18 protein-coding genes are annotated in these 20,822 nt (G+C 66.1%); 8 read left to right on the top strand and 10 right to left on the bottom strand.

The genetic code is table 11. The annotated features are described in order from the left end of the window. Positions 1–109 precede the first annotated feature (109 nt). The gene (locus tag HALRU_RS01235; protein WP_015299601.1) at positions 110–433 is read left to right on the top strand and encodes a DUF7577 domain-containing protein; all 324 of its coding nucleotides are present in this window, start codon (positions 110–112) and stop codon (positions 431–433) included. A 132-nt stretch (positions 434–565) separates the two neighbouring features. On the opposite strand, the gene HALRU_RS01230 is transcribed toward HALRU_RS01235, so the two are convergent. From HALRU_RS01230 to HALRU_RS01220, 3 genes are all read right to left on the bottom strand, one after another. Next, complete coding sequence (locus tag HALRU_RS01230) at positions 566–1,297, bottom strand: hypothetical protein (protein WP_015299600.1); 732 nt, start codon at positions 1,295–1,297, stop codon at positions 566–568. Between the two features lie 241 nt (positions 1,298–1,538). Further along, a complete protein-coding gene (gene hisG / locus HALRU_RS01225) occupies positions 1,539–2,393 on the bottom strand; it encodes an ATP phosphoribosyltransferase (RefSeq protein WP_015299599.1) in 855 nt (284 codons plus the stop codon). 204 nt (positions 2,394–2,597) lie between these two features. Next, positions 2,598–2,840 carry a DUF7472 family protein gene (locus HALRU_RS01220; protein ID WP_015299598.1) on the bottom strand — a complete coding sequence of 81 codons (243 nt, stop codon included), beginning with the start codon at positions 2,838–2,840 and terminating at the stop codon, positions 2,598–2,600. A 273-nt stretch (positions 2,841–3,113) separates the two neighbouring features. On the opposite strand from HALRU_RS01220, the gene HALRU_RS01215 reads away from it, so the two are divergent. Both HALRU_RS01215 and HALRU_RS01210 read left to right on the top strand, forming a co-directional pair. Continuing rightward, entirely contained in the window at positions 3,114–3,734 is a 621-nt protein-coding gene (locus tag HALRU_RS01215) for an SWIM zinc finger family protein (RefSeq protein WP_015299597.1), read from the top strand. Positions 3,735–3,836: 102 nt separating this feature from the next. Then, a complete protein-coding gene (locus tag HALRU_RS01210) occupies positions 3,837–5,831 on the top strand; it encodes an acyl-CoA dehydrogenase family protein (RefSeq protein ID WP_015299596.1) in 1,995 nt (664 codons plus the stop codon). Between the two features lie 33 nt (positions 5,832–5,864). Here HALRU_RS01210 and HALRU_RS01205 read toward each other — a convergent pair whose 3' ends face one another. The 3 genes from HALRU_RS01205 to HALRU_RS01195 all read right to left on the bottom strand — a co-directional run bounded on the left by HALRU_RS01205 (position 5,865) and on the right by HALRU_RS01195 (position 7,857). Next, positions 5,865–6,281: a universal stress protein gene (locus HALRU_RS01205; protein ID WP_015299595.1), complete on the bottom strand. Its 417-nt coding sequence runs from the start codon at positions 6,279–6,281 to the stop codon at positions 5,865–5,867. Between the two features lie 87 nt (positions 6,282–6,368). Further along, positions 6,369–6,893, bottom strand: a complete 525-nt coding sequence (gene hjc, locus HALRU_RS01200; RefSeq protein ID WP_007700226.1) for a Holliday junction resolvase Hjc — start codon at positions 6,891–6,893, stop codon at positions 6,369–6,371. A 127-nt stretch (positions 6,894–7,020) separates the two neighbouring features. Next, positions 7,021–7,857 (bottom strand): CPBP family intramembrane glutamic endopeptidase, encoded by an 837-nt coding sequence (locus HALRU_RS01195; RefSeq protein WP_015299593.1) that lies wholly within the window; start codon positions 7,855–7,857, stop codon positions 7,021–7,023. Positions 7,858–7,967: 110 nt separating this feature from the next. On the opposite strand from HALRU_RS01195, the gene HALRU_RS01190 reads away from it, so the two are divergent. The 3 genes from HALRU_RS01190 (at position 7,968) to HALRU_RS01180 (ending at position 11,002) form a co-directional block, all read left to right on the top strand. After that, positions 7,968–8,843: a winged helix-turn-helix domain-containing protein gene (locus tag HALRU_RS01190; protein WP_015299592.1), complete on the top strand. Its 876-nt coding sequence runs from the start codon at positions 7,968–7,970 to the stop codon at positions 8,841–8,843. Positions 8,844–8,971: 128 nt separating this feature from the next. After that, on the top strand, positions 8,972–10,432 hold the full coding sequence (locus tag HALRU_RS01185) for an MFS transporter (protein ID WP_015299591.1): 1,461 nt from the start codon (positions 8,972–8,974) through the stop codon (positions 10,430–10,432). Positions 10,433–10,756: 324 nt separating this feature from the next. Continuing rightward, the gene (locus HALRU_RS01180; RefSeq protein WP_015299590.1) at positions 10,757–11,002 is read left to right on the top strand and encodes a hypothetical protein; all 246 of its coding nucleotides are present in this window, start codon (positions 10,757–10,759) and stop codon (positions 11,000–11,002) included. Between the two features lie 6 nt (positions 11,003–11,008). Here the strand turns inward: HALRU_RS01180 and HALRU_RS01175 are convergent, their stop codons facing one another. Further along, positions 11,009–11,839 (bottom strand): hypothetical protein, encoded by an 831-nt coding sequence (locus HALRU_RS01175; RefSeq protein ID WP_015299589.1) that lies wholly within the window; start codon positions 11,837–11,839, stop codon positions 11,009–11,011. Positions 11,840–11,876: 37 nt separating this feature from the next. Next, a complete protein-coding gene (locus HALRU_RS01170; RefSeq protein ID WP_015299588.1) occupies positions 11,877–13,166 on the bottom strand; it encodes an adenosylhomocysteinase in 1,290 nt (429 codons plus the stop codon). A gap of 240 nt (positions 13,167–13,406) precedes the next feature. Here HALRU_RS01170 and HALRU_RS01165 point away from each other — a divergent pair, with 240 nt between their 5' ends. After that, complete coding sequence (locus HALRU_RS01165) at positions 13,407–17,273, top strand: carboxypeptidase regulatory-like domain-containing protein (RefSeq protein WP_015299586.1); 3,867 nt, start codon at positions 13,407–13,409, stop codon at positions 17,271–17,273. A 312-nt stretch (positions 17,274–17,585) separates the two neighbouring features. Here the strand turns inward: HALRU_RS01165 and HALRU_RS01160 are convergent, their stop codons facing one another. Then, on the bottom strand, positions 17,586–18,296 hold the full coding sequence (locus HALRU_RS01160) for a hypothetical protein (RefSeq protein WP_015299585.1): 711 nt from the start codon (positions 18,294–18,296) through the stop codon (positions 17,586–17,588). Positions 18,297–18,482: 186 nt separating this feature from the next. After that, on the bottom strand, positions 18,483–19,781 hold the full coding sequence (locus HALRU_RS01155) for an amidohydrolase (RefSeq protein ID WP_015299584.1): 1,299 nt from the start codon (positions 19,779–19,781) through the stop codon (positions 18,483–18,485). A 259-nt stretch (positions 19,782–20,040) separates the two neighbouring features. On the opposite strand from HALRU_RS01155, the gene HALRU_RS01150 reads away from it, so the two are divergent. Further along, positions 20,041–20,799 carry a DUF4382 domain-containing protein gene (locus HALRU_RS01150; RefSeq protein WP_015299583.1) on the top strand — a complete coding sequence of 253 codons (759 nt, stop codon included), beginning with the start codon at positions 20,041–20,043 and terminating at the stop codon, positions 20,797–20,799. Positions 20,800–20,822 lie beyond the last annotated feature (23 nt).

The raw sequence follows: 20,822 nt of genomic DNA, 5'->3' as shown, positions 1-20,822 counted from the left end.
GTGCTCGCAGCGAAACGGCCGATTTCTACGGCGTAGCGGCTGATTACTGGAAAACACCCGGCATAGACGCGGGCAATACACAAGAGGGGTGAGACGGTATCACACGGCGATGGAGCTCTGGGGCTGGCTCGTCGGCTACGTCCTCCTGTTCGCCCTCCTCCACGTGGTGCTCTATTACTACTACGTCCGTCGCGAGAACGACGAACAGCCGGCGTCGCCGTCGCTCTCTGAGGGGTCGCTCACCGGCGTCCGGTACGGCACGCCGATCGACGACCGGGCCGGGTCCGGCCTCGACGAGGGCATCGACGATCCCGACGACTACGCCGTCGACCTCGACGGCGAGATACAGACCTGTCGGACCTGCGGGGCACCGAACGACGCCGACGCGACCTACACGTACTGCTGGAACTGTCTCTCGACGCTCGGGACGTGAGACTCGCGCTGGACGTGAGACTGCTAGAAGGACGCGATAGTGCTGGAGGGGCGCGAGACTGCTGATACGTGCTCGACGCGCTCGAAACGTGAGCAGGGGCGACCCGCTCGATAGACGGGGAGCGGGCCGAAGTCAGGGCGTGAGCGCGTCGGCGAGCGGGTCGAGGTGGTCGACGCCCACGACCGCGACGACGTCGCCGTCGTCGCGAAGCGCGTCGAGACGATCGATCATACACGCCTCGCGCGTCTCGTCGCGGTAGCGTTTCGGACCGGAATCGGTCGCGCGAAGCAAGGCCGTGACGCCCGAGACGTGGCTGTGCTCGTGTTCAGCCTGCCGAACCGGCGTGTCGGCGTGGCTCACGTCGTACTCCACGGCGTCGGTCACCCCGGCACACCCCGAGGCCGGATCGGAGAGGGTCGCCGCGAGCCGGCAGGCGAGTGCTGTCCGGGTCGCCCCGCCGACGCTCGAGAGGACGCGCCGGGCGGTCGACAGCGGCGCCCGATCGGCGACGAGGCGAGTCACCAGCCGGCGCAGGAACGACCAGCTCGGTGCGTCGATCCCGGCGACCGTCGCGTCGGTCGCTGCGATGGCGGCACTCATCTCGCCCCCCGCGGTGGGGTGGCCACGGTCGTCGAGCCGTGTCGCGTACGCGCGGTACAGCGGGATCGCTGCCGACGGCAGTTCGAGCGCGAGCGTCGTCGGTTCGAGTCGATCGAGAACGGTCTCGACGCGGCCGACGCTCGCCGGATGGTCGTGAACGACGCCCAGCAGGAGGACGTCACCGCCGTCGCCGGGACAGTACCGGTAAAACGGCGCGGAAATCCGGGGGTCGTCGAACGCGTCGGGGTCTTCGTACCCGTCCATGCGGATATACAGTAATACGGTACTACCGGCATAACCCTTGTGTTTTAGCCACCCTACCGCCGAGTAACCACCAATTCAGTCAATAAAGACAGTATTTTCTTACATTCTTCAAAACATGAATGAGGCATAATCGGTACGGGCGACGCCGCCGGTCGACAGCGGACCGAACCCGTCGCCAACCGGCGCGGGTGCTGGGCACCGATCGTTCGATACCAGATCCGAGAAGCCGCCTCGACAGTGGTTACTCGACGAGTCGTTCGATCTCGGTGACGAGAATGTCGCTGGCACCGGCGCGTTTGACCTCGGTAATCGTCTCGAAGACGTCGCGTTCGTCGACGACGGCGTGGACGGCGACCTTGTCACCGCCGTTGGCGACGTCCATGATCGTCGGCCCGCCGAGGCCGGGAATGACGTCGCGCACCGCGTCGAGGCGGTCCTCGGGAACGTTCATCATCAGGTAGCGCTTGCCGTCCGCGGTCAGGACCGAGGACAGCGCCGTCCGAAGTTCCTGGACCTTCGGTTCGTCGACGACGTCGTCGCGGGCGAACAGCCGAACGGAACTCGAGAGGACCTCGTCGATCACGGCCAGTCGATTCACTTTCAGCGTCGTTCCCGTGCTCGTGATGTCGACGATGGCGTCGGCCATCTCGACGTGGGGCGTGAGTTCCGTCGCGCCGGTGACCTCGACGACTTCGGGGTCGACGCCCGTGTCGGCGAAGAACTCGCGAGTCACGTGCGGGAACTCCGTCGCGACCGTTCGCCCGGCCAGGTCCCCGATGGAGTCGATGTCACCGTCTTCGGGGGCGGCGAGGACGAGGCGACAGCGACCGAATTCGAGATCCAGCAGTTCGGCCAGCCGGTCCGCCTGGCCGGATTCTCGAACCTGGTCCAGGCCCGTAATGCCCATCTCGGCCGCGCCGTCGGCGATGTACTCGGGGATGTCGGCGGCGCGGGCGAAGAGGACGGTCACTTCGGGGTCGACGGTCTCGGCGTAGAGTTTGCGGTCGGCGCCGTTTTCCAGATGCAAGCCCGCCCGCTCGAGGAGGTCGATCGTCGGCTCGTGCAGGCGGCCCTTGTTGGGAACGGCGATTCGCATCACGCGTCCGTTGACCGGGCGGAGGGAATTGTCTTTCCATCTCGGTCTGGATTTCACAGCTCGGCCCGGCTCGTCGGACCCTGTGCGGCGGACTCGAGAGAGGAGCGGGGGACTACCGAGACGGAGCGAGAAATGTCGATGCGGAGAACGAGAAGACGGCGACCGGCGAACGCGCGAAACGGGTCGATTCGTGTGCTGGCGCGATCAGGCTGCAGCGTCCGGTTCGTCGGCTGTGGCACCCTCGGACGTCGTGTACGCGAGCATGATACCGAGGACAGTGACGAACGCGATGAACACGACGATCGCGCCCACCATCACCTTCGCCCCCTCGTCGCCCAGCGCGTTCGCCGTCCCGTAGGTCGAGCCGATGTAGACCAGCGCACCGAGCATGGCTCCCACGCTGACGAGGGCGGCGACAGCCTCGATGAGGCTTTCGCGGTCGATCATAGCGATAACTTCGTCGGTGCGACTAAAAGCGTGTCGGAGAGAGGTCCGCGCGTTAGTGGCGAGTCGGGGCGTGTCGGCGATCAGTCCCACCGAGCGACCCAGGGACTTACCCGAGTAATTGCATCCCGTCCGGCAGCCGGCAACAGCAAGGAGAGCCTTTTGCGGGCCCAGCACCTGCTATTGGTGATCGACGTCACGACAGTCCGAAGTGGGCGCTCCGCGGTGACCGCTTCGCGACCGACACAGACGCACCCGAAACACACCAGCGTCTCCATGAACACGATTGCCTCACCGAAGACCCCGCTCTCCGTACCGCACCCCGACCAGCTAGACGAGCGATCGCGCCGAGCCCGAACCGAACCGATGTCGGTGCTCGCACTCGGCGACGGCCTCTACGAGGTCGAGACCGAGGAGACGACCTATCTCGTCGACGTCGCCGCCGGGCGCTGTAGCTGTCCCGACCACATCTTCCGCGGCGCTCGCTGCAAACACGTCCGCCGCGTCGCGATCGAGATCACCGAAGGGCTCGCGCCCCCGCCGGGGAAACTCGCCGTCGAGTGTGCCGACTGCGCCGAGCGCGTCTTCGTCGACGAGGACGACGGTGGCCCCGTCTACTGCGACCGCCACACCCTCTCGCCCGGCGACCTGGCTCGCGATCGCGAGACCGACGCTCGCGTCACCGTCGTCGCCGTCTCCGACCGCCGCGCCGACGCCACGGCCGTCCCCGCCACCGGCGAACCGGTCGCCGACTACGGCACGAACAGCGGCTACGACGGCGACGTCCCGGTCGTCGCCGCGGTCTACCCCCACGCGACGGTCCAGCGAAACGGTCCCGTGCCGCGCGACCTGCAGATCTACCTCTTCCCGCGGACGCGGCTGACTCGCGTCGAATAACACGGCCGCGACGGACTCGTACGGGACGGACTGGGCCAGACGCCCCTCCAGAGACGGCTCACCGCCGGGATCTTTACCACCTGGCGCGTGCTGCGTACGGTCATGACCGAGGGGCGTTCACCGACGAGCGAGGGGATCGACTTCGGCCAGTTCGAACGAGGACGCCACGTCAATTACTGGACGCTCGACCCGACGCTCCGGCGCGAACTGCGCCGGGTGATGGCCACCGACGAGTTCGGCTGGGCCGAGCGCCGACTCGAATCGTTCGGCGAACTGGGGGGCCACACGGTCGCGGACAACGCCGACCGGGTCGACGCCACCGGTCCCGAACTCGACCCCTGGAACCGGTACGGGGAGATCCAGAACTTCGTTCGCTATCCGGCCGAACAGCTGGAAAACGACTGCCTCGTCTACGAACGCGGCATCGTCGCCGACGCGTTCGAGGCCCCGCCGGGCCGCGAGAAACCGATGGCGATGAGCCACGCGCTCGGGATGCTCACCCTGCTTTCGTACGCCGACGCCGGCTTCGGCTGTCCCGTCGCGATGACGATGGGGGCGGCGGTCGTCCTCCGGAAATTCGGCGACGAGGCGACCGATCCCTATTACGAGGCGCTCGTGAGTCGCGAGTACGACGACCTGATCGAGGGCGCGATGTTCCTCACCGAGGAGCAGGGCGGCAGCGACGTCGGCTCGATCGAGACGACCGCCGAGTACGACGAGGAATCGGGGTACTGGCGACTCGCGGGCGAGAAGTGGTTTTGTTCGAACATCGATGCCGAAGGGACGCTGGCGCTCGCCCGGACACCGGACGCCCCCGAAGGAACGGCCGGACTCTCGATGTTTCTCGTCCCGCACGCCGACCCGGAGGCGGTCGACGGGCCGTTGACCAAGGGCGACCGGTACGGGACGAACGACCGCAGGAACGGTCCCGCGGGCGGCTCCGACGGCGCCCTCGATCCCGACCTGGTGAACGACCAGCTGTACCGCCGGCTGAAAGACAAACTGGGGACCATCTCCGTTCCCACCGGCGAGGTCGAGTTCGACGGCGCGAAGGCGATCCTCGTCGGCGAGGAGGGCGCGGGCTTCCGCCAGATGGCCGAGATGCTGAACGTCGAGCGGCTGGCGAACGCCGCCGCATCCTGTGGCGTGATGGGCCGGGCACTGCTCGAGAGCCGGGTACAGGCGGCCACGCGCGAGGCCTTCGGCTCGACGATCGACGAGTACCCGCTCATGCGCGAGGACCTGGTCGACATGACGGTCGATTACGAGGCCGCGACGGCGTTCACGTTCGAGGCCGCGGCACTCCTCTCGCGAGACGAACGGGCCGACCGGAACGAGGAGAGCGGAGACGGCGATGGCGCCACAGAGGCCGAGACGCCCCTGTCGGGCCCGACGGACCCCGACCGGGCCGCCCGCCTGCTGCGCGCGCTCACACCGATCGCAAAACTCCGCACGGGCCGGATGGCCGTCGACACCGCCTCCGACGCCATGGAAATTCAGGGCGGGAACGGCTACGTGGACGACTTCGTCACGCACCGACTCCTGCGAGACGCGCAGGTACTCCCGATCTGGGAGGGGACGGAGAATGTCCTCTCGCTCGACCTCCTGCGGGCGCTCGATCGCGAAGACGCCCACGAACCACTCCTCGAGACGATCGACGACCGGCTGTCGGTGGTCTCGCACCCCGCCCTCGCCGACGCCGTCCAGACGACGCGCGAGGAGTACGTCGCCCTCTCACAGGCGCTCGCGACGCTTTCGGTGAACGACGACGAGTACGCCCAGCTCTCGGCGAAGCGGCTGGCGCACTACGTCTTCGACGTCTACACGGCCGCGCTCTTACTGGCAGAGGCGCAAGCCGACCTGGATCGAGATGAGTCGGACGGTGAGAACCCGGCAGCAGGAGACCCCGATCCCACCGAGAACGGCGACGGCCGCACCGCGCTCGTGGCGCGACGGTTCGTCGAGACGCACTTACGCGATCCGGACGCCCGCGGAATCACGAGCGAGGAGCGGTTCCCGATCGAGCACTTCGACGCGATCGTTCGGTACGCGCCGGTGTCCCCGTCGTCACTGTCCGTGGCAGACGAGGGCGAGTGAGATCAGTGACGGAGGGCGGCAAGTGAGGTCCCCTCACCGGACGACGGTGACCGGCATCGGCGCCCGGCGGACGACCTGTTCGGCGACGCTCCCGAGCAGGACGCGCGCCATGCCGTCGCGGCCGTGATTCCCGACCACGACGTGGTCGACGTCGTTGTCGTTCGCGTACCGGACGATCTCGCGAGTCGGCTCGCCGAAAGCGACCGCCGTCCGGAACTCGACGTCCGTCGTGTCGATGACGCTCTCGACGTCCTCGGAGAGGTCGGTACGCGACTCTTCTCGGAGTTGCTTGAGTCCGTCCTTGGCGAATCCGACGCTCGCGTCGACGAGTCCGTCTGGCGAGTCGAGCACCCGCAGCAACACGAGTTCCTGCCCCTCGAAGGTCCGAGCGGCGTGTTCGAGGGCCTTCTGTGCCGGTTCTGAACCGTCGAACGCGACGAGTACTGTCATGGATCGACTGTGAATCGCCGGACGCTTAGCGGTTCGGTTCGTCGGATGTGGTTCCGATCGAGCGCCGCCCTCGTCGCCCGGGCCGGGCTACTCGAGCAGTTCTGCCGCCTCCTCGACGTCCATCACGCCCTGTTCGACCGCGTTGAGGACCCGGACGATCTCGGGATCGGGCCCCGACGTACCCTCGTCCTCGCCGACCTCGTCCAGGGTAACCTTCTCGCTCGTGCCGACGAACTCGTCGAAGTCGGTGCCGTCGGCGATGGCGGTCTCCTTCTTGACCCGGTAGTTGCCGCCGTCGGTGTGGTGGAGGTCGCCGGGGTGGAAGAAGTACCAGCTCTCCCGGTCGAAGCGGACGCCGATGCGGGGTTTCGCGCCGAAGTTCTGCGCGAAGTAGATGAGGGCCTCGACCTCCTCGCCGGTGAGGTAGATGGGGTCGCCCGAGCTCGACTTGGCCTCGATCGCGTAGAAGGTCTCGCCGTCGCCGGCCAGCACGTCGGGCAGTTCTCGTTCCGTCGCAGAACCGCTGGCGGGTGCACGCATAACGGCGAACCCGGCCTCGTCGAGTCGATTGACGAGTTCGCGTTCGCGTCGGTCACCCTTCGCCTGAGACATGGCGCTAGCTCGCAGGTGGGCCCACATAAACGAGACGGGAGCGAGGTGAAGGTGAAAGATCGGTGATCACAGGTGGTCAGGTGATACGCCCGTCCAGCGCTCACGAGTGTCCACGCACGACCACAATCTATAGTGGGACGGCGCCGAGTGCGACGTCGAGGATCGCGCTCGCCGACTCCAGCTCCTCCGGCGCGTACCTGAGGGCAATGTAGAGGAGGCCGAACTGGATGGCGTTGAACGTGGCGTGGGCGATGATGGGGACGAGGAGGTTGTCGGACTTCGCGTAGAGGTAGCCGAAGATGACCGCGCCGCCGAAGACGACGGCGAGCGAGGTCGCGATCGCACCGGCTGGAGCGATCGAGCCGTCCGCCGCGAACGCGTACGAGGGAATGTGCAACAGCGCGAAGATGAGTGCGGCGACGACGACCGCGCCCATCCGGCTGAACGACGCGTAGAGGCGCTTCTGGACGACGTTCCGGAAGAGGAACTCCTCGGCAGGTGCGTTGAACGCGAAGACGATCACGATCATGACGAGCACCATGTTCGGATCGTTCCCGATCAGCTGGATGACGTCGTTTTCCGACGACGGGAGGTCGAGGGCCGTCGCGACGATCTGTACGGTGATCAGGAAGCCGATGCTACCGCCGATGCCGTACAGCACGTACCGCCAGCCGCGACGGGTCGGCCGCTCCAGATCGAGCCAGTCCCAGCCGCGATCCGTCCACTGGAGGTAGATCACGCCAGTCAGCGCGTAACCAGTGAACGTCAAGATCAGGTAGACGACCGTGGCGAGGTTCGACGCCGCCGCCGGATCCGAGAGCAGCGTCGAGTCGAGCAGCGCCGCCGGGAGGGAGGTGGCAGTGGCGACCAGCAATCCCGAGATCGAGAGTGCAATCGCGACGAAGACGGCCCAGAGCGGACCACCCTGTCCCGAGACCGACGACCCAGACTGGCGAGTGGACATACCCATCCGTTCGGCGGCCGGCTCCTTGGGTGTTCCTTCACCGACTGTCCAGGCGGGCGGTCGGCTGACACCCCGTCACCACTAAGCCACCCTCGGACCAGACACTCCACATGGACGACGCCCACATCGTCGAGACGGTCGACCCCGAGGAGGCGTTCTCGGTGCTCGCCGACGGGTCCCGCATCGACATCCTCCGGGCGCTCTGGGAGGCCGACGGCCAGTCGGCGACGTTCTCGGAGCTCAGGAGTGCCGTCGGGATGCGGGATTCGGGCAAGTTCAACTACCACCTCGGCAAGCTAACCGACCGGTTCGTCCGCAAGACGGACGGGATGTACGAACTTCGCGCCGCGGGACGACACGTGATCGGCTCGCTGCTGTCGGGCGCCTACACGATGGGCAGCGAGGTCGGACCGATCGACCTCGACGATTTCTGTCCGCTCTGTGGGGACCCGCTCACGTTCTCCTACGCCGACGACCGGGCACGAGTCGAGTGTGCAGGCGGGTCCTTCGAGGCGGTGTTCCCCATCCCGCCCGGATCGTTCGCCGAGCAACCCGTCGAGGCGTTTCCCGACGTGGCGGATCGGTACCTCGCGACGCTGGTGGGCCAGGCGCGAAACAAGTTCTGTGCGTCGTGTGAGGGGCCGATACGGCCGGAGTTCGACGTGAAAGAAATTCCCGACGAGGCCGCCTCGGTCGACGATATCGTGCTGGTCAGCTACGACTGCGATCGGTGCGAAGCGACCACCCAGCTCGATCTCACCACGGTACTGCTCGACCGGCCGGCCGTCGTCGCCTTCTACTACGACCACGGTATCGACGTCCGCACGTTCACGTTCTGGCAACTCGGCTCCGAGACTGGAGCCCCGCGGTCGACGCTCGTCGACGAGACGACCCACAGCGCCGAAGTCACCTACCCGCTCGCGGACGAGCGATTGACCCTCCGCATCGACGACGAGCTCTCGGTCGTCTCCGCCGAACGCGAGTGACCGATCGATCGACCTGCACCCCGCCCACCGATAGTGACAGCTGTCGAACAGAGCTGTAGTTCTGTCCCCCCGGTTACAGAAGTGTCGTTCAGATTACCCTTATTGTACGCCCGGACCTCTTCGTTTCCATGCGAGGTCCATTCGAGAACCGAACGTTTCGCAGACTGTTCGCGGGTCGCGTGATCACGAACCTCGGTGACAGCCTCTACTTCATCGGGGCCATGTGGCTCGTGTACAGTCTGACCGGCGACCCGTTCTACACCGGCGTCGCCGGATTCCTGACCCAGGGGCCGGCGGTCTTCCAGTTTCTCGCCGGCCCGATCGTCGACCGCCACCCGATCCGCCGGCTGCTCGTGGGGACGCAACTCTTCCAGGCCGTCGTGGTGGCCACGATTCCGATCGCCCACGTGCTCGGGTCGCTGACCGTCTGGCACGTCCTGGTCGTGATGCCGGTGCTGTCGGCGGCCAACCAGCTGGTCTATCCGGCCCAGACGACCGCACTGCCGCGGATCCTCGACGATGAGAAACTGGTCGCCGCCAACTCGGCGTTCTCGGTTGCCTACCAGGGGTTCGAGATGGTGGCCAACGGCATCGGCGGCGTGATCATCGGACTCGTCGGCGCGGTCTCGCTGTTCGCCGTCGACGCCGTCACCTTCGGGATGGCGGCGCTCGTCTTCGCGACGGTCTCGATTCCGCCGGCACGACGGGCGGACGAACCCGACTCGAGCGATCGATCGGCCGACGGACGGACCGGGCCCGATATCACAGACGAGGGAGCCGAACCCGCGACCGACGGGGGAACCCCTCCCGAGATTGGCGACACGGAACCCAACGACGGGCCCTCACTCGACGAGTCGGCAGCCGGTGACGGGATAACCGACGACTCCGGGAACGGTGCCGAAGGCGACGGCGACGGGACCGACGGTGGGTCGCCGCCAGCGCCCGAGGGCTACCTCGATCGCTTGCGTGACGGCATCGATATCCTGCGGGGGACCTTCCTGCTACCGCTGGTCGTCGCCGCGTCGATACTCAACGTCACCGGCGGGATGGTGATGGCGGCCATTCCGGCGTACGCCGACTCATTGGCCGTGCCGGCGGGTCTCTCCGCGCTCGGCGCCGCGGGCGCCTACGGGATCCTCATGGCGGCGTTCGCCGGCGGGAACTTCCTCGGCGCGCTCGCCGCCTCCGCCGTCTCGGACCGACCCTTCGGCTACGTCTTCCTCGTCTCCGGCCTCGCGAGCGGCGTCTTCTGGACGGCCGGCCTCCTCGCGAACTGGCTCCCGCTGACTGCCGTCCTGTTCACCCTCTCGCTCGTCCCCGTCGGCGCCGTCAACGTCCAGATCGCCACCATCGTCCAGACCGCGCCGCCGGAGGCCCTGGTCGGGCGGGTGAGCAGCCTCCTCGGGTCGGCCTCGACGGCAGTCGTCCCCGTCGGCGCCCTCCTCGGCGGGATCGTCGCGGGCGCGTTCGGCCCGCAGGTCGCGATGGCCGGCATCGGAATCGCGGGCCTCGGGCAGGCCGTCTACCTCCTCGCCAACGCGGAGATGCGCGCGCTCCCACCCGCGGGCGAGACGAGTCTGGACGGGTAGACGGCCTTCCGCTTCCATCCTCTGAATGGGTTGATTCCACACCCTCACCAGTAACTATATTATCCATCGCATCAATTATCCGGACGGAAGCGACGTCCGCACGGGCAGAAATGCCCCGGGTGCTGATACACCCGGGACGTGGCTTCCAAATCCCGGATGAGGGATTTTGTCAGCCATGTTCCGAAACACACCTTCGAGACAAAAAGGTCTCGCACGCCCGTTGCTTAGAGAGTCGCATCGCTATCCGTCGCGAAGCTTCGTTTTCGGGGATTGGGGGCCGAGTCACGTCGATCAGTTCGAGCGGCAGAACTGCGAGGTGCTCGGATGAAATCCGTCGAGCGAACGAGCGACGGAACCGGCGACAGGGCTCCGAATCGGGAGTGCTATCGGTGTGACCGGGATGTGGCACCGGCGCGGCTCTTCCGGCTCGTCTCCGAGCCGCCGGCCGCGCTGTCGAACGAGTACCAGATCGCGGAGCGGTTCTGCTGTCCGGATTGTGCCGCCGCGATAAATCTCTCCGAGTTCGCGGAACGGGTGAAGGCACGGGCGCGCCGGAGTGACCCGCAGTAAGGTGGCCTACTGGCCGAGGCGCACTTCGGCGGCGAATCGACCGCCGTCCCACCCGAGGAGTTGCGAACGACCGAGCCACTCGATCACGGCAGCGATCGCGAAGACGCCAGCCATGACGCCGAGAAAGACCATAGAGAGCCCGTCGGGATCGGCGAACACGTGGACGCGGGACGTGTTCGTAATGACCAGACAGTACAGGACGAGCGGAGCGACGAGGCCCCGGGCGAGCAGCGCGACGACCGGGACCGCCGTCGCCGCGGCGGCCGCCGCGAAGCCGATCGCGTACCCTAGGATCGAATCCCACAGGTTGCCGGCGACGAGGAGTCCCACGATCGCCGTTCCGACGACAGCGCTACAGACGACGACCACCGTCCCGAGTCGATCCGACGACAGTGGCAGGTCCGGCAGGTGGCGAAGCCGGTCGTCGCCGATGGCGTAGCCGCGTCGGATCGCGAATTCGACGACGCCGGCGACGAACAGGAGCGAGAGCCAGCTGTACCACGAACCGGCGTACTGCAGGGCGTAAAACGGGCCGTCGACGATCGCGTGGCCGCCGAGTTCGCCGACCTTCTGCGGGGCCGGCGTCGTCACCTCGGCGACCACGACGGCCGTTGCGAGCGCCAGAAATCCACCGCCGGGGATGAGAAGCCTCGTCCGAACAGAGACCACCAGCGGGAATGCCCCGAGGAAGAACACGCCCGGGGCGAGTAACACCAGCGAGAGAGTCGGTCGGAACACCTGATAGTCGAAATACGATAGCAACGTTCCAACGACGAGAACGTGTGCGAAGCCGCCGGCCACTCCGATCGCAGCCGTCGTCCTGCTGAGAGGAGTCATCAATCCGACTATCTGTCAATTTTCGATACGTATAAAATTACGTTCCGTGATCCCAGCTACCCATGTAGTCGCGCTGGGTGTCGGTCAGGGAGTCGAAGTCGACGTCCTCGGCCGCGAGTTTGATCTCGGCGATCTCGCGATCGAGTTCGTCGGGGACGTCGTGGACGCCGGGTTCGTAGTCGTCGGCGTGTTCACGTTCTAAGAGTTCGCGGACGGCGACGGCCTGAACGCCGAAGCTCTGGTCCATGACCTCGACGGGGTGACCCAGCGAGACGGGGGCAGCGAGGTTGACGAGGCGGCCTTCCGCGACGACGTTGAGGCGGCGGCCGTCGGCCATCTCGTAGGCCTCGACACCGTCTCTGGCCTCGTAGCGGTCGACCGCGAGGTCGTCGAGTGCGTCGAGATCGATCTCGACGTCGAAGTGACCCGCGTTGGCCAGCAGGACGCCGTCCTGCATGTGCTCGAAGTGCTCTTCGACGATGATGTCGCGGTTGCCCGTCGTCGTGATGAAGACGTCACCGACTTCGGCGGCCTCGGCCATCGGCATGACGTCGTAGCCCTCCATGTGGGCTTCGAGGGCGCGGCGTGGCTCGACCTCGGTGACGATCACGTTCGCGTTCTGGCCGCTCGCCTTCTTCGCGACGCCCTTTCCGCAGTAGCCGTAGCCGCCGACGACGACGTTCTTGCCCGCCCACGAGAGGTTGGTCGTCATGGCCAGCGAGGCCAGCGAGGACTCGCCGGTGCCGTGGACGTTGTCGAACAGGCGCTTCATCGGCGTGTCGTTGACCGCGAAGACAGGGTACTCCAGGGCGCCGTCGTCGGCCATCGCGCGCAGGCGGTGGACGCCGGTCGTCGTCTCCTCACAGCCGCCGACGATGCCGTCGATGAGTTCGGGGTAGTCCTCGTGGATCGCCGCGACGAGGTCCATCCCGTCGTCGACGGTGATCGTCGGCTCGAGGTCGATCGTCGCTTCGATCGCGGCGTAGTAGCCCTCGTCGTCGACGCCGCGCTTGGCGTAGCTGGTGATATTGTCGACATCGTCCAGCGCCGCGGAGACGTCGTCGTGCGTCGACAGCGGGTTGCAACCCGTGACAGCCACTTCGGCGCCGCCCGCCGCGAGGGCCTCGACCAGGATCGCCGTCTTGGCCTCGACGTGCATCGCCATCGCGATACGCTCGCCGGCCAGCGGCTGATTCGCCTCGAAGTCCTCGCGAACCGCTTCCATGATCGGCATGTGCTGGCGCGCCCACTCCATCTTGCGTCGGCCCTCCTCGCGAGCCGACTCGACGTCGTCGAGTTGCGCGGAAATCCGCGGATACGTGCTCATGCTCGAAGTGAGTAGGAGGGGCGCCAAAACCCTACCGACACCGGACAGGGCCGTCACCGGAACGAGCGTCGGGCCGCCGTGTCGCCGTCACGCGAGTTCGTAGGTTCGATACCGGTCGACGGGGATCCGGGTGGCGACCGATTCGGTCGAAATTCGCCAGTATTTACGCCCTATCTGACGGATAGGAATGTTCATCGGGCAGAAGTCCTATGCATATTCGATCTGGTTTGTCCCATATTGATGAGATTCAGGGCGGACGATCGATCGCGACGGACCATCGCAGTGCTGGTCCTCGTTGCGGTGCTCCTCGGCGGGGTAGTCGCCGTAGACAGCGCATTCGCTGTCAACGGTGAACCGCAGCCGGACGAGACCGATCCGGCGGCGGGCGTCGAGATCGACCGGGCGTTGCAGACGGCGGAAGGCCAGGTCGAAGCAATCGTCCGGTTCGAGTCGACGGACCGCGCGACACTCGCCGCGAGCGCGAATGCGACGGAGACGCTCAAGACCAAGGCGAGCACCGCCCAGGGGCCGCTCACCCGCTTCGCCGCCAGGACCGGCGGCGTGACCGTCGAGCGCGGCTTCTGGATCGCCAACGCGGCGCTCGTGACGGTGGACACGGAGCGAGTCTCACTAGCGGAAATCGCGGCGATCGACGGCGTCGAACGGATCCACCAGAATTTCGAGGTCACGACCAGAACGAGTACGCCTGCATCGCAGACGAACCTCGGCGTCAACGGAACAACTGTCTCAACGAGTGCGACCGGCTACACGTACGGTCTTGAACAGATAAACACGTCCAGCGTCTGGTCCGAATTCGACGCGAGAGGAGGCGGTGCCAAAGTCGCCGTCCTCGATACCGGTGTCGACGTCAGTCACCCCGACATAGACCTCTACACGACGAATACGAGTGATCCAACGTATCCCGGTGGCTGGGCCGAGTTCGACAGCAACGGAGACAAAGTATCGGGATCGCAACCACACGATACAAGCTCTCACGGAACACACGTCACTGGAACTGTAAGTGGCGGGAACGCGAGCGGGACGTGGATCGGCGTTGCACCGGAAGCGGAAATGATGCATGGCCTCGTTCTCCCGGACGGATCAGGAAGATTCAGCCAGATCGTTGCCGGGATGGAGTGGGCAGTGAACAATAACGCCGACGTAGTCAGTATGAGTCTCGGGACGAGTTGTGACCCATCGACTGAAGACTCTTCGTATGTATCTGAATTTATCAACCCGGTGCAAAATGCCGAGACGAACGGAACCGTAGTCGTTGCGGCGAGTGGAAACGATTACGAAGGATGTAGCGGATCGCCCGCCAACGTGTACGACTCGCTGGCTATCGGTGCCTCAAATTCGGCTGAAGGAATTGCAGACTTTTCAAGCGGTGAAAAGGTGACTACGTCTACAGCGTGGGGAACCACCGCACCGGATAGCTGGCCGTCCGAGTACATCGTTCCGGATGTCGCCGCACCCGGCGCCGCCGTCAAGAGTTCCGTTCCCGACGGTGGATACAACGAATTGTCCGGAACATCGATGGCGACACCCCACGTCGCTGGCGTCGCAGCCCTGATGGAATCCGCGACCGAACGCGACCTCTCGCCGGACGAGATTACGAGCGCGATCGAAGCAAGCGCCTGGAAACCGAGCGATTGGGACGAAAGTAGCGCACAGTATTCGATTGAGGAGACGGGAAAGGATTCGCGTTACGGCCTCGGGATCGTCGATGCCCACGAGGCAGTCAGTGAGGTGCTGTACGGGAGTTTCACCGGCACGGTCGTCGACGTGACTACCGGCGATCCGATTCCAGGGGCAAACGTGATGGCTGACAACGGGTCCGCGTCTTTCTCGGGGAAAACGAACGCGAACGGTGCGTTCGAATTCGAGGTCCCGGACAACGAGACGTACGACGTTTCGATCAGCGACGACGGGTACGAAACCGTCGTTGAACCCGACCAAACGGTCGATACCAATAGCGACGTCGACCTGGGTACGGTCGCACTCACCGGAAACGCCTCGCTTTCGGGAACGGTTACTGACGGCGTGACCGATACGGCCGTCGAGAACGCGACGGTCACGGCGACGGACCCGGACACCGGCGTGACCTACGAGAACCGGACCGACGCAACTGGCGAGTACGCGTTCGACGCGGTCCGTGGCGGAGTGGACTACAGCGTCACGGTCCGGACTGCCGGCTACGAGGACGCAGAGACGACGACTACGGTACCCGACAACGGTTCGGCGACGGCAAACGCCGCGCTGACCGGCGACTCGACGCTCACCGGAACCGTAACCGACGCGAAGTCGACACCGACGGTTGCGATCGGTGGTGCGACGATCACCGCGACGGGCGCTGTTGGGTCCTACACGACCACCACCGAGCGCGGCGGCACGTACTCGCTCACACTTCCCGGCAACGAGACGACGTACGCCGTGGCGATCGAGGCCGACGGCTACCAAGACGGAGGCGATGAGGTGACTTTGAACGGAGGTGAAGAGTCCGTGAACCGCGCTCTCAGTGGCGACTCGAACATCTCGCTCTCCGTTTCGGACTCGCACTTCGGGGATCCGGTATCGAACGCCACGGTCAGCGTTTCGACCGATTCGGGCGCCAGCTATCCCGTGACGGAGGCGGGTGACGGCACGTACGACGCCAGCACTGTGCCCAGCACGGCCAACTACACCATCACGGTCGAGGCGGACGGCTACGAGCAGAATACGACCACGGCGTCCGGGCTCCCGCCAGGTGGAACGGCCGCACACGCCGTCGGACTCGCCGGCGATGCGACGATAACCGGTTCGATCACCGACGGCGTCGGTGTCACCGCAAACGGGACCGCGCTTCCGATCGAGAACGCCACGATCACGCTCACAAGATCGGACACGGGCAGCTCGTCAACCCTCGCGAACGCGACTGGCCTGAACGGCTCGTATGCGGCTTCGGTTCCCGGCGTCGAAACGAACTACACCATCAATGCGGCGGCATCCGGCTACCAGAACACCAGCCTGACGACGGCCGAACTCGGCGATGCCGAGACGACGACCGCGGACCTCCAGCTCGTCGGGAACGCCACGCTGTCGACGCAGGCAATCGTCACCGGCGAGCGGACCGCCAACACGACCATCGAGGCGACGACGGACGACGGCGGGTTGGCCGGCGTGACGTGGCTCAACGAGTCGGCCGGCACGAACCTCTCGGTCGCCGTCCCGGGACGTGGCGCGGACTACACCGTAAACGTCTCCTCGCGGGCGTTCTCGACCAACTCGAGCGCGGTCGCAGGCGTGACGAACGCAACCGCGCTGGATCCGCTCTCGATCAGCCAGCTCCCGTACTACTTCGGAATCGACGATGGCACCGCTCCGGAGTCGATCACGGCGGGCGAGACCGTCACCGTCTCGGCGACCATCGTCAATCTCGGCACCGAAGACTGGAACCACAGCGCGAACCTCTCCGCCGACGATACCCAGATAGCCACCCGGTCGATCGCACTCAACGGGACGGCGAACACGAGCGACGTCGCCAATACGACGGTCTCGTTCTCCCACCAGCCCGGATCGACGGGGCCGGTAGCCTACACACTCGAGACGGACAACGAGACGATGCGCTCGACAGTGACGGTCGAAGAAACTGGCGGGGGCGGTGGCGGTGGGTTCGGTCCGCCACCGTCGTCCGATCCCGAACCGTCGTTCTGGCTCGTCGGAACGGCACTCGAGACGGACGAACTCGTGGCGGGCGAGACGGGGACGGTCTCGGTGACGGTCCTCAACAGTGGCGACGGGGCCGGGACCAAGCCTCTCAGACTCACCGCCGACGGAGCGGTCGTCGGGACGGCGAGCGTCGACGTGCCGGCCGGCGAACGCGTCGAAGCCACACTCGAGTTCTCGTTCGACGAACCCGGCACCTACGATCTCGCGGTCGATGGTGAGGGGGTCGGACCCGTCACTGTCATCGAACCGCCGTCCGACCCGGGCAACGAAACCGCAGCCAACGAGTCCGCTCCGACCAACGACACCGATAGTTCGGGCGGCAGTGACGCGACTCCAGGGTTCACCGCCATCGCCGGCCTGCTCGCGCTGGCGATCGTCGCCGTAGCTCGGCGGCGATAGCACAACCCGACGGCGATAACACGGCCCGGCGGCAATCCGTTCCCCGCGATACTATCGACGACACGATCGGTCGGTATCAGTCCCGGCTGGCCCCAGCTCTCGTCTCGGCAGGTTCGACCTCATTCGCCAGCCGTGTCGCTCGAAGCTGTCGGAGTCCGAAAAATCGAACGTCGTCGATTCGGGCGGTGACCCGAATCGGTAGTGGGTGTGCCTGTGACGTTGCATTCACCCGAGGGGGTGAACTGCGATGCCGTTCACAGCGAGGCGGCGGGTGACAGGGTGTTGGAAACCGCGCCGTTCGTGTGGGTGTGGTTAGGCGTCCGTTTCGTCGTCTGCAGTGTCTTCGTCGTCAGTCGCTTCGTCTTCGCCGTCCCCGTCGTCAGCGTCGTCCGGGCCGCCAGCGTTGGACGGCGGACCCCGCTTCTCGTCGTCGTCCTCGCCATCGTCGTTACCTGCGTGTGCCGGCGGACCCTGGCTGCTCTCGTTGTCACCGCCAGCGTCTGCTGGTGGGCCGGCGTGATCGGGAGCGTTACCGGGGTTGTTCTCGTGGACGAAGTCGGCGACGAACTGGCCGAACGGCCCGTCGACTTCGCTCTTGTCAGTGTCCTCGATGAAGCTCGAGAGGAGCTGTCCGAACGCGTTCTCGGACTCGTTGTCGGACGGACCGAGCTCGACGGTCGTCGTCGCGGAGGCGTTCTCCGCGGTGGCCGTGATCACGACCGTCACTGCCTCGCTCGGTGCGGGCAGGTCGACGGTGCCGTTCTCGTCGGTCGTGTACGTGCCGACGCCGTCGTAACTCGCGTTCTCGTCGGTCTCGTTCTCGTCGATAGCCACGTCGACGGTCGCGTTCTCGACGGCGCTATCGTTGTGCGTGACCGTGACGACCGGGTCTTCCTCGTCGGAGACATCGATCGTCAGGTCGGTCGAGTCGTCGGTTGTCGCGGCCGCACCGACCGGTGCCAGTACCGATAGGACCAGCATCCCGGCCAGCAGGGCGGCGACGATTGGTTTGGTGCGATTCATGCCACTCGGTGCATTCAGGGATTCCCGAATAAAGCCCCCCAGCAGTTCGCTTCGTTCGGCGTCGTGCAGGAACGCCTGAGAATTAGTTAGAGTGTTTAAAACGAATTCTGAAAGTTTATCGTCGCCACGAACGACGGCGAGTCGACGGCCAGCCGCGAGCGCATAGCACCGGACCAGATCGTCCGGTCAGGCCTCGGCGCGCTCGACCAACGCCGTCGCCTCGGCCGTCGCACGCTCGCGCACGTCGTTCGCGTCGAGGGTCAGGACCTCTCGGTCGCGCATGAGGACCCGACCGTCACAGATCGTGTGGCGGACGTCGCTCGCCGCGGCCGCGTACGCGAGGTGGCTCACGAGGTCGTGGGCCGGTGTCAGGTGCGCGCCGGTGAGATCGACGACGGCGAGGTCCGCCGGGGCGCCGGGTTCGAGCCGCCCCGCCGGCAGGCCGATCGCCTCGGCGCTGCCCGTCGTCGCCAGTTCGACGACGGTGTCGGCGGCAACCGCCGCCGCGTCGTCGGCCGCCAGCTTGCCCACCATCGCGGCGTCGCGTGCCTCGTCTAACAGCGAGAGGTCGTTGTTCGAGGCCGCACCGTCGGTTCCCAGCCCGACGGTGACGCCCGCGTCGCGCAGTGTCTGGACGGGCGCCATCCCGCTCGCGAGCTTCATGTTCGAGGCCGGGCAGTGGACGACGCTCGCGTCGGTCTCGGCGAGGAGCTCGATCTCCGTCTCGTCGACGTGGACGCCGTGGGCGAGGAAGTCCTGCGGTTCGAGCAGACCCAGATCGCGGGCGTACGCGAGCGGCCGGACGCCGTGTTCGTCGACGATCGGCGTCACCTCGTCTGCGGTCTCGTTGGCGTGGAGGTGGATCGGCACGTCGAGTTCGCGCGCCTTCGGGACGTACTCCTCGTAGATTTCCGTGCTCACCGTGGTCAGCGAGTGCGGCATGAACGCCGTTCTGATTCGGCCCTCGGCGGCGCCGTCGTACTCCCGGGCGAACGCCAGGCCCGTCTCGGCGTCCTCGCGGGCGGCCTCGTGCTCCTTGCCGACGGAGATGACGCCGTGACCCAGGCGAGCCCGGAGCCCGGCTCGCTCGACCGCGTCGGCCACCCGCTCCATCGAGAAGTACATGTCCGCGAAGCCGGTGGTGCCGGCCCGGATCATCTCCAGCAGGCCGAGCTCCGCACCGGCCTCGATCGCCTCCGGTGTGAGCTCGGCCTCGGCTGGCCAGATATCCTCGGACAGCCAGGCGTCGAGCGGTTTGTCGTCGGCGTACCCGCGCAGCAGCGTCATCGCCACGTGGCAGTGGCCATTGACGAAGCCGGGCGTGATCAGCGAGTTCGTCGCGTCCATCGTCTCGTCGGCCGCGTCGGCGAGATCAGGGCCGATTTCGGCGATCTTGCCCGTCTCCTGGTCGACGAGGACGTCGGCGCGATCCACGGTCAGGTCCGGCCGGAGGATCCGGCCACCGGTGAGTGCGAGCGTCGACATGTCCCACCGTTTCTCGAGGGTGTGCCTTAGGGTATCGGTCCACGTCGAGTGCCACGATCGAGCGGGAGTTGCATTCCGACGGAAATTGCTATCCCCGGAGAACAGTTCGGAGATCGTTTATCGGGAAGATTCACCGATAGCAGCATCGAGACAGCGTACGCGGATCGCCCAGGTGGTGGCGGCCGAACTGTTCAAAACGACTGGAACGGTGCCAACGATCGGCCCCGCTTTTCTCCCCACCCCGACACGGTCAGCCCGCATGAAACGACGCACCTTCGTCACGGCAACGGCGGGCGGTCTCGCACTGACAGCTGGTTGTATGGGCGCGCTCGGCGGCGACGACCAAGGGCGTGGAACGGTCCGGTTCTACGTGAGTGACGAGCCGAACCGAATCGACGACTTCGAGACACTCGACGTCACCATCTCGACGGTCGCGTTGAAACCCGCGAGCGAGGACGACGAAGACGATGCGAACGGCAACGAGTCGGAGACGGACGACGGAGTCACGGATGGCGACGCCGACTCGGAGAACGCGGATGGCAACGAGTCCACGGAGGACACGGACGACAGCACTGACTCGGCCGACGACGAAACGGCAGCGGACGAGACCGATGACGGCGAGGGCGGCGACGCCCCCGAGGACGGTCGCGGCGGCTGGGACGAGTACGACCTCGACGATCCGACGGTCGACCTCACGAAGCTGAAAGGGCCGAAAGCCACCGTCCTGGACGAACTCGACGTTCCCGCGGGCGAGTACGTCGCGGTCGACATGTTCGTTTCGGACATCCACGCGGTGCTCACCGACGGCACCGAGACCACGCTGAAGATCCCCAGCGAGCGGCTCAAGATTCGAACGCCCTTCACGGTCGCCGCCGACGAGGAACTCGACTTCGTCTACGACATCGCACCCAAGAAGGCCGGCCAGAGCGGGAAGTACATCCTGACCCCGGTCATCAGCGAGAGCGGAACCGAGGCCGAGATCGAGGAAGTCGATGCGAGCAGCGATGGCGGCGCATAGCGACTCACGTCCCCGCTGACCAG

This window comes from Halovivax ruber XH-70 (assembly GCF_000328525.1).
In the GTDB taxonomy this organism is placed as follows: domain Archaea; phylum Halobacteriota; class Halobacteria; order Halobacteriales; family Natrialbaceae; genus Halovivax; species Halovivax ruber.
The sequence above is the reverse complement of the archived record's forward strand: the minus strand, read 5'-3'. Positions and strand labels throughout refer to the sequence as shown.

Excerpts from the sequence above, each read along its gene's own strand:
- HALRU_RS01220 (WP_015299598.1), bottom strand. The coding sequence starts at position 2,840 with ATGATCGACCGCGAAAGCCTCATCGAGGCTGTCGCCGCCCTCGTCAGC.
- HALRU_RS01155 (WP_015299584.1), bottom strand. The coding sequence starts at position 19,781 with ATGTCGACGCTCGCACTCACCGGTGGCCGGATCCTCCGGCCGGACCTG.
- HALRU_RS01170 (WP_015299588.1), bottom strand. The coding sequence starts at position 13,166 with ATGAGCACGTATCCGCGGATTTCCGCGCAACTCGACGACGTCGAGTCG.
- HALRU_RS01185 (WP_015299591.1), top strand. The coding sequence starts at position 8,972 with ATGCGAGGTCCATTCGAGAACCGAACGTTTCGCAGACTGTTCGCGGGT.
- HALRU_RS01160 (WP_015299585.1), bottom strand. The coding sequence starts at position 18,296 with ATGAATCGCACCAAACCAATCGTCGCCGCCCTGCTGGCCGGGATGCTG.
- HALRU_RS01175 (WP_015299589.1), bottom strand. The coding sequence starts at position 11,839 with ATGACTCCTCTCAGCAGGACGACGGCTGCGATCGGAGTGGCCGGCGGC.
- HALRU_RS01150 (WP_015299583.1), top strand. The coding sequence starts at position 20,041 with ATGAAACGACGCACCTTCGTCACGGCAACGGCGGGCGGTCTCGCACTG.
- HALRU_RS01190 (WP_015299592.1), top strand. The coding sequence starts at position 7,968 with ATGGACGACGCCCACATCGTCGAGACGGTCGACCCCGAGGAGGCGTTC.
- hisG (WP_015299599.1), bottom strand. The coding sequence starts at position 2,393 with ATGCGAATCGCCGTTCCCAACAAGGGCCGCCTGCACGAGCCGACGATC.
- HALRU_RS01205 (WP_015299595.1), bottom strand. The coding sequence starts at position 6,281 with ATGACAGTACTCGTCGCGTTCGACGGTTCAGAACCGGCACAGAAGGCC.
- HALRU_RS01165 (WP_015299586.1), top strand. The coding sequence starts at position 13,407 with ATGAGATTCAGGGCGGACGATCGATCGCGACGGACCATCGCAGTGCTG.
- HALRU_RS01210 (WP_015299596.1), top strand. The coding sequence starts at position 3,837 with ATGACCGAGGGGCGTTCACCGACGAGCGAGGGGATCGACTTCGGCCAG.
- HALRU_RS01230 (WP_015299600.1), bottom strand. The coding sequence starts at position 1,297 with ATGGACGGGTACGAAGACCCCGACGCGTTCGACGACCCCCGGATTTCC.
- HALRU_RS01235 (WP_015299601.1), top strand. The coding sequence starts at position 110 with ATGGAGCTCTGGGGCTGGCTCGTCGGCTACGTCCTCCTGTTCGCCCTC.
- HALRU_RS01195 (WP_015299593.1), bottom strand. The coding sequence starts at position 7,857 with ATGTCCACTCGCCAGTCTGGGTCGTCGGTCTCGGGACAGGGTGGTCCG.
- hjc (WP_007700226.1), bottom strand. The coding sequence starts at position 6,893 with ATGTCTCAGGCGAAGGGTGACCGACGCGAACGCGAACTCGTCAATCGA.
- HALRU_RS01180 (WP_015299590.1), top strand. The coding sequence starts at position 10,757 with ATGAAATCCGTCGAGCGAACGAGCGACGGAACCGGCGACAGGGCTCCG.
- HALRU_RS01215 (WP_015299597.1), top strand. The coding sequence starts at position 3,114 with ATGAACACGATTGCCTCACCGAAGACCCCGCTCTCCGTACCGCACCCC.